The organism is Pseudarthrobacter sp. TRD_SC_9, assembly GCF_055361265.1.
Genome location: NZ_CM143956.1, coordinates 3,463,845 through 3,476,886 on the forward strand (window position 1 = coordinate 3,463,845; position 13,042 = coordinate 3,476,886).

A 13,042-nucleotide genomic window follows, 5' to 3' on the forward strand; every position below is an offset into this window, starting at 1 on the left:
TCCAGCTGCGAAACGTCATGGAACGTTGGCCGGAGCCCTTGGGCTCCGGCCAACTGCTTATTCAGAGGTTGCTGACTGGGTCCCTAAGGCCCCGGCCAACTCATTGTGTATTAGTTCCGAGCGGTGCGGCTCCGGCGGGAAACGAGGAGGATCCCGCTTCCCAACAGCAGGCCCGCGAGCAGCAGAAGAACTGATGCGTCCGTGCCGGTCTGTGCCAGGGCACTGCCAACACCGGCAGTAGCCGGAGCAGCGTGCTTAGCACTGCCCACACCGGAGCCGGCCACTACAACCTTGGATCCGGTCGTACCGGACTTGTCGCCGCCGCCAACAGAAACAACCGGGTGCTTGTGGTCCTTCGGATCCTTGGGATCCTTCGGGTCCTTCGGGTCCTTAGGGTCCTTCGGGTCCTTAGGGTCCTTCGGGTCCTTAGGGTCCTTCGGGTCCTTAGGGTCCTTCGGGTCCTTCGGGTCCTTCGGGTCCTTAGGGTCCTTCGGGTCCTTCGGGTCCTTCGGGTCCTTCGGGTCCTTCGGGTCCTTAGGGTCCTTCGGGTCCTTAGGGTCCTTCGGGTCCTTCGGGTCCTTCGGGTCCTTAGGGTCCTTCGGGTCCTTAGGGTCCTTCGGGTCCTTAGGGTCCTTCGGGTCCTTAGGGATCACTACGGAAGTGTTGCAGCCCTTGACCGCGCTGTCCCCGATGACAGTAATCGCATTGCACGTGATATTGATAGGCGCGATGACGTTCAGGTCCAGACCGATATTGCCAACCAAGCCGTCCAGGTCAAGCAGGTCACCACCGAGCAGGTCGCCACCGAGCAGATCCCCACCAAGCAGGCCATCGTTACCGCTTCCGGTACCCCAGGTGCCCGTGCCGGTCGTTCCGGCAGCGGAACCCGTCGTCGAGGACTTGGAGTCCTCGCTAGTGGAGTCACCAATGACACTGATCGCGTTACCACTGACATTCACCGGCGCAGCAACATCGACGGTAGCGAGGACATCGCCCAGCAGACCCTCGTTCGAACCGCCAGCGGAGCCGCCGCTCGTGCCCGCAGCGGAACCCGTCGTTGAAGACGTCGAGTCCTTAGACGTGGAGTCACCAATGACGGTAACCGCGTTACCACTGACGTTCACCGGCGCAGCAACGTTCACGGTGCCAAGAACGTCACCGACCAGGCCATCGTTCGAACCGCCAGCGGAGCCGCCGCTCGTGCCCGCAGCGGAACCCGTCGTTGAAGACGTCGAGTCCTTAGACGTGGAGTCACCAATGACGGTAACCGCGTTACCACTGACATTCACCGGCGCAGCAACGTTCACGGTGCCAAGAACGTCACCGACCAGGCCATCGTTCGAACCGCCAGCGGAGCCGCCGCTCGTGCCCGCAGCGGAACCCGTCGTTGAAGACGTCGAGTCCTTAGACGTGGAGTCACCGATGACGGTAACCGCGTTACCACTGACATTCACCGGCGCAGCAACGTTCACGGTGCCAAGAACGTCACCGACCAGGCCATCGTTCGAACCGCCAGCGGAGCCGCCGCTCGTGCCCGCAGCGGAACCCGTCGTCGAGGACTCCGAGCCCTCAGACGTGGAGTCACCGATGACGGTGACCGCGTTACCGCTGACGTTCACCGGTGCGGCAACATCCACAGTAGTGAGGACATCACCTAGGAGCCCGTCGCCGCCGAGGATGGTGCCGTTAGTAGTGGAACCGGATCCCGTGGTGGTGCTGGTGGCGGTTCCCGTGGCCGTGGCTTCGGATCCGGTGGTGGTGGAGTCACCAATGACGGTGATCGCGTTACCACCGGCGTTCACGGGAAGCGCCGCGTTCACGACACCCGTTACCCCTCCAATGAGATCCGTGGTGCCGGGTTCATCGGCGGACGCCGCCCCGGCGCCGAGAACGAGAATGCCCCCGGCCAGGAGGAATACTTGGATTCCTCGTTGAATGCAGGTTTGCATGGTTTTTTCTCCTGAAATCAAAGATTGATGCAGCGCACGATGGCCGCTGCGATGGGCCGTTTGCCGCCCAGGTATCAGGCGGCGAACGGCGCGCTAATCAGGAGTCGAACCGGGATCGTAAGAAGGGCCCTGCGGCAAATCCACGCGCGGGCCGGACTCCGGCGAAACCGCCGAAGGAAGAACGAGAGCAAAAAGAGACGTTGCATCAGCAGCGGCGCCGGTAGAACCCGAAGAGCCTGCCGTCCCGGCACGGGCGCCGGCAGAAGCACCAAGCAAGATCGCTGGATCAGTCACCGGCACGGAACCTGGATCGACCAGTTGCGCAGCGCCCTGCAACAGGTACCGGGCACCATCCACCCCAAGAACAAAACCGCCACCGCTCAGGGCATCCACGCCCCTGACATCCGCCCCCCGCGGGTCACCAGAAGACAAAGAAAGGGCAGAGCCTTCCGCTCCTGCGACGGGGTCATCGTTGAGCCCGGAGGAACCGGACAAAGCCTCACTACCGGCCGTAACTACCGCTGCGTTCCCGGGCAGAACCGGCTCCACCAGACCCGTGAAATCCGGCAGAAATCCACCCGGCACGACAGGCTCCAGAACTCCCGCAACCGGGTCAAGAACTCCGACGACCGGGTCCAGAACTCCCGCAACCGGGTCAAGAACTCCGACGACCGGGTCAAGAACCCCCACAACCGGGGTCACCACCTGCTCCACAGGGACCAGTACCGGAGCTACCGCCGAATCCACGGCCTGCAATAACGGTTGGGTGATGCCGGCAGTCGTTCCCGACGGCACAATCCCAACAACAATCGGTACCTGGGGCAGTGTGGAATCGAGCACACCAGTCAGCGGCGCGACCACCCCGGAAACACTTACCCCGCCCGCAAGCCCCGGCACACTGCTGACCAGACCGGGAGATCCAGAGGACGAGGAGGACGATGACGGAATAACCGCGCTCACCACGGACTCCACAGGAGCAACAACACCCTGGACGACAGACTGCACAGGGGCCGTGACCGACTCGATCGCCGGGGTAACAGACCCCAACAAAGACTGCTGCGCGCTGTCATCGGCTGCCGCTGCACCTGCAGACAACACCCACAATCCCAACGCGCCACACCCGCTGATCAGTGACACCCGAAGAGCAACAGCAGCAGAGCGAAGAAGACCTCTGCCCATCTGTCACCACCCCCCACGGACGCACACTAAGACCAATTCAAAACTAAGGAAAGCATGCTTCCTAAAGGTTGTAAACACCCATCTTCAAAGCTGCAACCACCACCGTCACAACTTCTAGCCCCGGCAGCCGAAGCTCCCCGGACGACGGGGACGGCTTGAAGAGAATAGAGCGGTGTAAGCATTAGAGAGCGGCGCTCTTGACTTAATCGCTGCGAGCCATCATTGTTGGATTCGAGAGCACCGCTCTCCCCAGACGCTCAACAACGAACCCACAACACAAAACCAACAGAAGGCATGCCATGACCGCCACGTACGTAGTCACCGGAGCCGGCCCGGTCGGCTGGACCATCGCCCAACGCCTCGCCGAACAGGGCAAGAACGTCCGCATCGCCACCCGCTCCGGCACGGGCCCGGACCACCCGCTGGTGGAACGCGTCCGGGCCGATGTCCAGGACGCCGGCGCCCTCCGCACCTTGATGCAGGGCGCCAAGGCCGTCTTCCACTGCGTCCACGCCGCGTACAACACCCGCGACTGGGAGGCCGAACTCCCCCGGGCGGAACAGAAGGTGCTGGCCGCCGCGAAGGAAGCGGGCGCCGTCGTGATTTTCCCGGAGAGCCTCTACTCCTACAGTGAGCCGGACCGCGTCATGAAGGAGGATTCACAGCGCGGGGCCACCGGGGGCAAGCGCGGCGTGCGGACCAAGCTTCTGGCGGCCCGGGCAACATCCGCCACGGACACTGTGAGTGTGGTGGCCGGTGACTTCTTTGGGCCCCGCGTCCGGACAGCCCATGCCGGGGAGCGCATTGTGCCCAACGTCTTGGCCGGGAAAAGGCTGTCAGTAGTAGGCAGCACCGGCCAACCCCACGCCTTCACTTACGTACCGGACCTCGCTGCGGCGATGATCCACGCAGCCGAGACCCCTGCCCTGTGGAACGAGGTGTGGCACGCGCCCACACTGCCGGCACTGACCCAGCGGGAGCTGGCTACCGCCTTTGCCGTTGCCGCAGGAGTGCCGCTGAAGGGTGTCTTCGGGATTCCGGGCTGGGTGCTGAGGTTCAGCGGTGTGTTCTCCCCGGATATCAAGGAACTTGCGGAAATGGCCTACCAGTTCGATAAGCCGTTCGTGATGGACTCGACCGCCAGCGAAGCCGCCTTTGGACTGCCGCCCACGCCCCTTCCGGAAGCCGCAACGGCCACGGTGGCGTGGTGGCGGAAGACTGCAACCGTCTGACGGTCACAAGGATCTGGCGAGCTTTCCGGGCCACCAGATCTTCGGCCCGATGTCGTAAGCCAGGGCGGGTACCAGCAGTGAACGGACCAGCACCGTGTCCAGCAACACCCCGAAGGCCACGATGAAAGCCAGCTGCACCAGGAACATGATGGGGATGACGCCCAGGGCGGCAAAAGTGGCGGCCAGCACCACACCGGCGGACGTGATCACCCCGCCGGTCACGCCAAGCCCGTAGAGGATGCCGGGCCGGGTGCCGTGCTTCTGGGATTCTTCCCGCACCCGGCTCATCAGGAAGATGTTGTAGTCCACGCCCAACGCCACCAGGAACACAAAGCCAAAGAGCGGGACCGTGGCGTCCGCGCCAGGAAAGCCAAAGATGTTGTTGAACACCAAGGCGGAGACGCCCATCGCCGCGCCATAGGACAACACCACGGAAAGCACCAGCAGGACGGGGGCCAGCACTGACCGCAGGAGCAACATGAGGATGAAAAGAATCACCACCAGGACAACAGGAATGATGATCACCAGGTCCCGCTGCGCCGTGATGTTGGTGTCCAGCGCGGTAGCAGTCACTCCGCCCACCAGGGCACCCGGGTCCACCGCCTTCACCTCGCCGCGCAACGTCTTCACCGCCTCCTCAGCTTCGGCCGAGTCCGCCGCGTAGTCCAGGGTGGCATTAATCAGCACCTTCCCCTCCCGGACATCGGGAGTGGCGGGACCACCGGGCGCGCCGGTGATGGGCACTGAACCAGGCGCCAGCAGGTAGGCGTCCCCCACGCCGTCGGCGGCCTTCACCGCCTCCAGCATCTGTTCGGCTTTCGCCTCATCCACAACCACGACGGCGGGGCTGCCGCTGCCGGCGTCGAAATGCCGCGCCAGCGCGTCCTGGCCGTCCACGGCATTGGAGGCGGTGAGGATAACGTCGGTCTGCGGCACCCCGTTGGCCTTGAGCTGCAATACTCCCGCCGAAGCCACCACAAGCAGGAGAACCGAGGCAACCCACACGCTACGCGGGCGGCGGGAGACCAGGGAGCCGGTGGCCCGCCAAATTCCTTTTTGCCCTTCCAGCCCGGTAACCAGTTCCGGTTCACGCTCGTCTGCCGGAACCAGCTTGGGGATGAACGGCCAGAAGGCTGCCCTGCCCAGGAGGGCCATAAAAGCGGGCAGCAGGGTGAGCGCTGCGAAGAGTGAGCAGACAATGCCTGCCGCCGCCACCGGCCCCAGCGCCTTGTTCGAATTCAGGTCCGAAAACAGCAGGCACAGCAGGGCGATGATCACGGTGGCGCCCGAGGCCAGGATGGGCTCGAACGAGGCTTTCCAGGCGGACAGCACAGCCCCTGTCCGATTGGTGGTGTGCGTCAGGGCTTCACGGAAGCGCGCAACGTAGAGCAGTGCGTAATCGGTGGCTGCACCAATCACCAGAATGGACAGGATGCCCTGGCTTTGGCCGCTGAGTTGGATCCACTCCAGTTTGGCCATGCCGAAAACAAGGAGGATCGCGGCGCAGAGCGCGAAGACCGACGTCAGGAGCACCGCCAGCGGCAGCAGGATCGAGCGGTACACAATCAGCAGGATCACAAAAACCGCGCCGAGCGCCACGAGCAGCAATATGCCATCGATCCCGGCAAAGGCACTGACGAGGTCTGCAGTCAGGCCAGCCGGACCGGTCACAAAAGTCCCCATGCCATCCGGCGCAGCTCCGGACACCAGGTCCCTCAACTCCTCAACCGATTCCTTCAATTCACCGGATTCGGCAATTGGGGTAATAAACTGCACGGCCGCCCCATCCTCCGAAGGAATAGGGCCAATCACCGAGCTACCCAGCTGCAGGCCTTCAATATCCTGCTTCAGCGCGGCAACCTCGCCCAGTTGCGCCGGAGTGAATGCCGACGTGTTCTCGATAATCACCACCGCCGGGATTTCCTCGGAGTCGCGGAACTTTGCCTGCCATTCCTGGGCAACCGTGGCCTCGGCGCCGGCCGGAAGGAAGGACGCCTGGTCATTGGAGGAAACCTCGTCCAGCCTGCCGAAGGTAGGCCCGCCGACGCCCGCAACTGCCAGCCACGTCAGCACCAGCAGGACCGGGATGAGCCAGCGAAGCCAGAAAGGAACGGGGGCGCTGTGGCGTGGAGTAGAAGTCATGGTTCCTTCAGGCTAGACGCGGGACGGGTACAATTGATTCCATCATAAACTATCTCGATCATGGAGATAAACTGGTCCGCGCTGGTCCGCTTGCAACTGGGTAGCATTAGTTGCTGCTATGAGCGCTCCCCCAAGGGCAGTTAGTGCTACATAGTTGGGCGAAGAACGCAGGAACCAGGGAACAAGGAGGCGGAGCATGGCTGGCGAAGAGCTCCACTCGGAGAACCCCGCGCCCCAAACACTGGTCCGGCTCCTCCAGGACTTCTCGCTCCAGACGAACCGCTACGTGGACGCCGCCGGCGGACGCAATGACATGCACCGCACGGACCTTACCGCGCTCGCCGTCATCATCAGGTACACGGCCAAGGGGCAGGTGGTGACCCCGGGGGTGCTGCGCAAGGAACTCCACCTGAGCTCGCCGGCCACCACTGCCCTGATCGACAGGCTGGACAATTCAGGCCACGTGATCCGCGAACGGCTGGGCACAGATCGTCGTCAGGTGCAGTTGCGGATGACGGCCAAGGCGCACCGGGATGGAAGGACCCTGTTTCTGCCGCTGGCCCGCCATATGGGTGCAGCAATGGCCGGATTCTCCGCCGAGGAACTCGAGATTGCAGCCCGCTTCATGGAGGCAATGATCGCCGCCACACTGGACGCCGGAGAAGAAGCCACAACCGCCTCCGAACCGTCCTGAGATCAATGCCCGGAAACGCACCAGCGGACGGGATCCGCAGCCGCAAAGCCGGGGGTGTAGCGTTTATCCATGAGCGAGCAGCAGCCGCAGGAGGACGTCTACACGCACGGCCACCACGAATCGGTGGTGCGCGCACATGCGTCCCGGACGGCAGAAAATTCGGCCGCATTCGTCATTCCGCACCTCACCCCGGGCACTGACGTGCTCGACGTCGGCTGCGGACCCGGGAGCATCACCTGCGACTTTGCCCTCCTGGTCGCCCCGGGTACGGCCACCGGGCTGGACCGTTCACCGGACATCATTGCGCAGGCCGCCGCGCTGGCTGCTGAGCGCGGCGTGGGCAACGTGGAGTTCATGGCCGGCAATGTGTACGATCTGGACTTTCCCGATGACACGTTCGACCTCGTTCACGCCCACCAGGTGCTCCAGCACCTCACCGACCCCATCGAGGCGCTGCGGGAGATGCGGCGGGTGGCCAAGCCCGGCGGAATCGTTGCGGTCCGCGAAGCCGATTTCCACGGCATGAGCTGGTACCCGGAGATTACCGAACTGGATGAATGGATGGACCTCTACCAGCGGATCGCCAGGCGCAATGGAGCGGAGCCGGACGCGGGGCGCCGGCTGGTCTCCTGGGCGCAGTCAGCAGGCTTCACAGACGTTGCCCCCACCAGCAGCAACTGGCTTTACGCCACAAGCCAGCAGCGCCGGTGGCAGGCGCGGGTCTGGAGCGAGCGCGTGCTGCACTCCGCGTTCGCCGAACAGGCACTGGAGTACGGCTTCGCGCAGGAATCCGACCTGAGCAGGCTGGCCGCGGGCTGGCACCGCTGGGGATCCACTGACGACGGCTGGTTCCTGATTCCCAACGGCGAGGTTGTCGCCCGGGCATAGCTCCCAACTGACTTGCATTTAAAGCACTCAAACGGGCGTTTCACTGCGTTAAATGCGAGTCAGTGGGGTTTGCCGCGGCCGATCCAGCCAAAGCTCTCCGCCGTTGGCCCCTGCGGGCGGTACTCGCATCCGATCAAACCGTCATAGCCGGACGCTGCGATTGCAGAGAAGAGAGCCGCAAAGTCTATATCGCCCGTGCCTGGCTGCCCCCTCCCGGGACTGTCGGCGATCTGGATGTGCCCGATGCGCTGTGAGTATCGCCCGACGTCGGCAACGACGTCGAGACCGTTGTTATGGAGATGATAAGCATCGAACAAAAGTTTTATCGATGCTTCTTCTGCTTGGTCAATGACTGCCAACGCATCATCGATCGTGACAAGTGGGTAGTCGCCGTTCTCACCACGGCTGAGCGGTTCGAGCACTACGACTCCACCCGTCCATTCCAGCGCCGCGGCGGCAAGGTTCAAGTTCGAAATTGCCGCATCGTCCTGGGAACGCGGATCGGCCCCCGGGAGGCGTTGGCCGTACAGGGCGTTAAAGACGCGACACCCGCTTCGCTCTGCAATTTGAACCACGGCGGAGAGGTTGGCAGCAAAGACATCCATCTGATCCGGGCGGGAGAGGATGCCACGATCTCCGGCAGGCATATCGCCCGCAAAAAAGTTCAGCCCGCTCAGTGATACCCCTGCCCGGTCCAGCATCGTGGTGAAGTCCGCGATTTCCTGTCCTGATGGGTTGTGAGACTCGAAGGGCCACCAGCACTCTACTGCCGAAAACCCTGCTGCCCGGGCGGCCTCCGGTCGCTCCCGGAACGGGACCTCGGAGAACAGGATGGAGATGTTTGCCGAAAACATGCAAACTCCCTTCAAATTGGTTCGGGGAAAGGGTTGACTAACCCGCTGGTATATCGAAATACTAGTGCACATCCGCGGATTCACAAGGCTGAATTCTCGTTTGATATATCGATTTACGAACCAATCAAAGGAGATTGCCAGTATGTCCGCTATCGGATTTGTCGGCCTCGGTGTCATGGGACGGCCCATGGCGGCGAACCTCGTCGCAGCAGGCCACTCAGTCCAGGGATTCAGCCGCAGTCAGTCCAGCCGGGACGCGGCGTCGGCGCTCGGGATTCCAGTTGTTGACTCGCTAAGAGCGGCCGTGGAATCTGCTGATCTCGTCATCACCATGCTCCCGGATTCCCCTGACGTTGAAGCGGTGGCACTCGGCGAGGACGGCATCCTCGCCTTGATACCGGCAGGTACCGGCTACATCGACATGAGTACGATTACGCCGGAGACCGCACGCGCCGTAGCGTCCAGGTTCAGCGATCGAGGCCATAGCGCTCTCGACGCTCCGGTCTCCGGCGGGGAAGCGGGCGCTCGCGAGGCGGCGCTCTCCATCATGGTCGGCGGTGAGGCCTCCGCTGTTGAGAAATGGCAGGACGTCCTGGCTGCCATGGGCAGTACCGTGGTGCACGTCGGCGCGTCGGGAGCCGGCCAGGTGGTAAAAGCTGCCAACCAGCTCATGGTTGCAGGCCACCTGCAGATGCTCGCAGAGGCAATCGTGTTCCTCGAAGCCCAGAAGGCCGACGTCGCCCTCGCTCTGTCAGTCATCGCGAAAGGACTCGGCGGCAGTACCGTCATCGACCGCAAAGCAGCTGGCGTACTGGAAGGCAACTTCAAGCCGGGCTTCCGGACGGAGCTACATCATAAGGACCTGGGAATCGTCCAGAACGCAGCCCGAAAATCCGGGGTCTCCCTGCCGGTGACGGCGCTTGTCGCGTAACTCGTGCAATCCCTCGTCACACGCGGCGATGGCCCGCTCGATCACTCGTCCCTTGTGACGTTCGCGCGTGAACTCAATAAAGGGGCCGCAGCATGACTACCAAGATGCCGCTTTCGCCTGCTGCCGAAATGATCCGGACGGGATGGTGGAACAAGCCCTTCCAGATGTTCCAGACGAACTTGAGAGAAATCGATGCCGATCTCGACGTCGAGGACGCCCTGGATGCGATTCAGGAACATGGCGCAGGTGTTTGGCTGCTGAATGTCGGCGGCATCCTTTCGCACTTTCCGACCGATCTGCCATATCAAACCCGGAACCCGGTTCTGGACTTGAGGCAGAGTGGGGACCTGGTTGGAGACGCCATCGTCGAAGCCCATAAGCGTGGCGTGCGGCTTCTCGCCCGAATGGACTTCTCCAAGGTGCATGCCCGTATTGCCCAGGCACACCCGGAGTGGTGTTTTGTTTCCAAGGACGGGGAGTTGCAGGTTTTCGAAGGGCTCGTGAGTGTGTGCCCTAGCGGCGAGTACTACCAGGAACGGACGCTGGACATCCTCGACGAGATCCTGGACCGGTACCCGGTTGATGGCTTCTTCTTTAACTGGTTCGGGTTCAATGAGGTGGATTATGGCTCAAAGGTCCACGGCGTCTGCCATTGCCGGGCCTGCAAGGAGGGCTTCACCGAGTTCACCGGGATAGCTGACCTGCCTGCTGACCATCTGGCACGTGACTACCTCGAGTGGAAGCGGTTCACGGCCTATACCGTGGACGCCCTCACTGCCAAAATCCGCGCCCACATCGAAGCCCGCAACCCCGAGGCGGGACTTATCCTGGGCCGGTCAGCAGACATCCTGTTCCACGAAGCGAACAGTGCACTTGGCCGGACGCTGTGGCCCCATGCAACGTCCGAAGCAGTGGGAGCATTCCGCGTATCCCAGCCGCAGAAACCCGTCCTCGTCAACGCCGTGGCATTCTTCGACATGCCCTACCGCCTGGCCGGCGAACAACCACACATGTTCGCCCAGTACCTCATCCAAGCGATAGCACGCGGGGCAAACCCCTCAACATACGTTATGGGAGTGCCCGGGCGTATCAACTACGACTGCCTGCCGGCCGCCGCTACGTTGACGCGTTTCCACCGTGACCACGCAGGCTTCTACAACGAATTGTTGCCCGCATCCGCCGTCGGACTGGTCAAGCCGGATCCCCTCACCTCCGTTCCCGACCGACACACTGAAGCCGTTGCCGAGTATCGGGGACTGTTTTCCGCGCTGGTCGAGAAGCACATTCCGTTTGACATCGTTCCAGCACATTCACTCGGAACCATACCGCTTGAACGGTTCAAGGTACTGGTCCTCCCGGACCTTCCCACCCTGGACGAGGCACAGGACAATGCGCTGGAGTCCTTCGTCCGCGGTGGCGGACGCGTATTAGCCACCGGAGCCAGCGGCATCCGCATGGATGGAGTCGTAAGCTCCTGGATGCCGGGAGATTATCAAATCAGCGTCGTCAATGACGCCCATACCCTTAAGTCGTCCTATGTTCAGCTCAACGAAGCCGAAGAAGTCGAAGGCTCCATCCTCGTTCCCCGTTACGGCCGTCATCATTCCCTGGCCTGGCGGAGCGATTCACGGCTGCGGCACCGCGTAATTCAGGCCGCCCCCTATGGGCCCCCGGAAAAGGCCTACGGGCATGTCCGCGGTGCTGAGCACGCTCTCGGTGAGCGGGCCCACGGCTCCGGATGCGTGATTCAGGTTCCCTGGACACCGGGTGCGGCCTACCATGATCTGTCCCTCACAAGGATCCGCGATATCGCAGTGGACCTGGTCACTGAACTCCTGGGCGTTGACGCCCAGGTTACGGCAGAGGCCCCGGAACAGCTCGAGATCATCCTGGGACGTTCGAGCGCGGGCATCCTCATCCACCTGCTCAACCACTCCGGTCAGCGGCGCAACGGTTTTGGCCCGGTCGTCCCGCTTAGCGGGGTGACACTCCGGATTGCGGGAGCAGGAGGGCACGCTGCCCGCGGCCTCGTATTTCCGCATGAAATGTCAGTCGCGACAGCGGGCAGTGACCTCATTATCGAGGTAGGCGAAGTCTCCGACTTCCAGGTCATCGTCCTTGAGGACCGCAGGCCATGACGGGCCCGCGTGATGTTGTCCTCATCCGCGGCGGGCAGGAGAAACTGCTTGCGGAGCGGCTGCGCCTGGAGCATCCGGACGTAAGGGTACTGACCACAGGGCGTGACGACGTCGATCTTGCGTCAGTGACGATAGCCGCCGGCAGTGTGCAGGACAGCGAACTCGCTGCCCTGCCTGCGCTGGACTGGGTGCATTGCTGGGCAGCCGGGGTCGAGTCCGAAGTCGGACCACGGTTGCGCAGCAGCGGGATAACAATAACTTCTTATGCAGGCAACGGCGCCATTCCGCTTGCGGAACATGCCATGATGCTTACCCTGATGCTGGACCGTGAGGCACACCGCTGGCTGGACGCCCAGCGTCAACACCGCTGGGAGCGTTTTACCCATTCGGAACTCCACGGCAAGACGATGGGCATCTACGGGTTCGGCAACGTAGGACGCGAACTTGCTGTTCGAGCCCGGGCATTCGGCATGCGCGTTATTGCACTCCGACGCCGGCCCGACAGGGATACGGACCTGGTCGACCGCATGTTCGGTCCGGATGACCTGTACGAGTTTGCTGCCGGCTGCGACGTCCTGGTGGTGGCGGCAGCAAAGACCCGAGAGACAGAAGGGAGAATCGATGCGGCTGTGCTCGCCTCACTGAAACCCGGGGCCCACGTGGTGGTGGTTTCACGCGGAAACATCGTTCGTGAACCTGACCTGTTGGATGCCTTGCGCTCCCGCAGGATAGCCGCGGCCGGCCTCGACGCCCATGCTCAGGAACCACTGCCATCCGATTCGCCCTACTGGACGATGCCCGGAGTGATCGTCACGCCGCACAACGGAGCAACAACCGTCGCAACTGCAGCGCGGGCGACGGAAATCTTCCTTTCCAACCTGCAACGAAGGTTTTCCCGCCTTCCCTACCAAAACCAGGTGGACGTCAATGCCCTGGCATGACCACCCGGGACTGACGGCCCGCGAGCCCTGAATCAGTCAGACGAGCACAACCAATCCTGAAGCTTCCATGCAATCCATACAACGCCGTATTGAA

Annotated in this window: 9 protein-coding genes and 1 pseudogene; 6 read left to right on the forward strand and 4 right to left on the reverse strand. The window is 62.7% G+C overall.

Features of this window, described 5'->3' with window-relative positions:
- Window positions 1-110: 110 nt before the first annotated feature.
- The gene (locus tag ACWA13_RS16275) at window positions 111-1,949 is read right to left on the reverse strand and encodes an LPXTG cell wall anchor domain-containing protein (protein WP_463935264.1); all 1,839 of its coding nucleotides are present in this window, start codon (window positions 1,947-1,949) and stop codon (window positions 111-113) included.
- A 93-nt stretch (window positions 1,950-2,042) separates the two neighbouring features.
- The gene (locus tag ACWA13_RS16280) at window positions 2,043-3,047 is read right to left on the reverse strand and encodes a hypothetical protein (protein WP_463935265.1); all 1,005 of its coding nucleotides are present in this window, start codon (window positions 3,045-3,047) and stop codon (window positions 2,043-2,045) included.
- 380 nt (window positions 3,048-3,427) lie between these two features.
- Between ACWA13_RS16280 and ACWA13_RS16285 the strand changes: the two genes are divergently transcribed.
- Window positions 3,428-4,360, forward strand: a complete 933-nt coding sequence (locus tag ACWA13_RS16285) for an NAD-dependent epimerase/dehydratase family protein (protein ID WP_463935266.1) — start codon at window positions 3,428-3,430, stop codon at window positions 4,358-4,360.
- Between the two features lie 3 nt (window positions 4,361-4,363).
- On the opposite strand, the gene ACWA13_RS16290 is transcribed toward ACWA13_RS16285, so the two are convergent.
- Window positions 4,364-6,502, reverse strand: a complete 2,139-nt coding sequence (locus tag ACWA13_RS16290; RefSeq protein ID WP_463935267.1) for an MMPL family transporter — start codon at window positions 6,500-6,502, stop codon at window positions 4,364-4,366.
- 196 nt (window positions 6,503-6,698) lie between these two features.
- On the opposite strand from ACWA13_RS16290, the gene ACWA13_RS16295 reads away from it, so the two are divergent.
- A complete protein-coding gene (locus ACWA13_RS16295) occupies window positions 6,699-7,196 on the forward strand; it encodes a MarR family winged helix-turn-helix transcriptional regulator (RefSeq protein WP_463935269.1) in 498 nt (165 codons plus the stop codon).
- Window positions 7,197-7,265: 69 nt separating this feature from the next.
- Window positions 7,266-8,084 carry a methyltransferase domain-containing protein gene (locus ACWA13_RS16300; protein ID WP_463935270.1) on the forward strand — a complete coding sequence of 273 codons (819 nt, stop codon included), beginning with the start codon at window positions 7,266-7,268 and terminating at the stop codon, window positions 8,082-8,084.
- A 59-nt stretch (window positions 8,085-8,143) separates the two neighbouring features.
- Here ACWA13_RS16300 and ACWA13_RS16305 read toward each other — a convergent pair whose 3' ends face one another.
- A complete protein-coding gene (locus tag ACWA13_RS16305; RefSeq protein ID WP_463935271.1) occupies window positions 8,144-8,938 on the reverse strand; it encodes a hydroxypyruvate isomerase family protein in 795 nt (264 codons plus the stop codon).
- Between the two features lie 142 nt (window positions 8,939-9,080).
- Between ACWA13_RS16305 and ACWA13_RS16310 the strand changes: the two are divergent.
- The 3 genes and pseudogenes from ACWA13_RS16310 to ACWA13_RS16320 form a co-directional block, all read left to right on the forward strand.
- Window positions 9,081-9,866: pseudogene (locus tag ACWA13_RS16310) on the forward strand (NAD(P)-dependent oxidoreductase); the annotation flags it as partial.
- A 95-nt stretch (window positions 9,867-9,961) separates the two neighbouring features.
- Window positions 9,962-12,007 carry a beta-galactosidase trimerization domain-containing protein gene (locus tag ACWA13_RS16315; protein WP_463935273.1) on the forward strand — a complete coding sequence of 682 codons (2,046 nt, stop codon included), beginning with the start codon at window positions 9,962-9,964 and terminating at the stop codon, window positions 12,005-12,007.
- A complete protein-coding gene (locus ACWA13_RS16320; RefSeq protein WP_463935275.1) occupies window positions 12,004-12,948 on the forward strand; it encodes a D-2-hydroxyacid dehydrogenase in 945 nt (314 codons plus the stop codon). Before ACWA13_RS16315 ends, ACWA13_RS16320 begins: the two co-directional genes overlap by 4 nt.
- Window positions 12,949-13,042: the final 94 nt, after the last annotated feature.

Excerpts from the sequence above, each read along its gene's own strand:
- ACWA13_RS16275 (WP_463935264.1), bottom strand. The coding sequence starts at position 1,949 with ATGCAAACCTGCATTCAACGAGGAATCCAAGTATTCCTCCTGGCCGGG.
- ACWA13_RS16285 (WP_463935266.1), top strand. The coding sequence starts at position 3,428 with ATGACCGCCACGTACGTAGTCACCGGAGCCGGCCCGGTCGGCTGGACC.
- ACWA13_RS16290 (WP_463935267.1), bottom strand. The coding sequence starts at position 6,502 with ATGACTTCTACTCCACGCCACAGCGCCCCCGTTCCTTTCTGGCTTCGC.
- ACWA13_RS16295 (WP_463935269.1), top strand. The coding sequence starts at position 6,699 with ATGGCTGGCGAAGAGCTCCACTCGGAGAACCCCGCGCCCCAAACACTG.
- ACWA13_RS16300 (WP_463935270.1), top strand. The coding sequence starts at position 7,266 with ATGAGCGAGCAGCAGCCGCAGGAGGACGTCTACACGCACGGCCACCAC.
- ACWA13_RS16305 (WP_463935271.1), bottom strand. The coding sequence starts at position 8,938 with ATGTTTTCGGCAAACATCTCCATCCTGTTCTCCGAGGTCCCGTTCCGG.
- ACWA13_RS16315 (WP_463935273.1), top strand. The coding sequence starts at position 9,962 with ATGACTACCAAGATGCCGCTTTCGCCTGCTGCCGAAATGATCCGGACG.
- ACWA13_RS16320 (WP_463935275.1), top strand. The coding sequence starts at position 12,004 with ATGACGGGCCCGCGTGATGTTGTCCTCATCCGCGGCGGGCAGGAGAAA.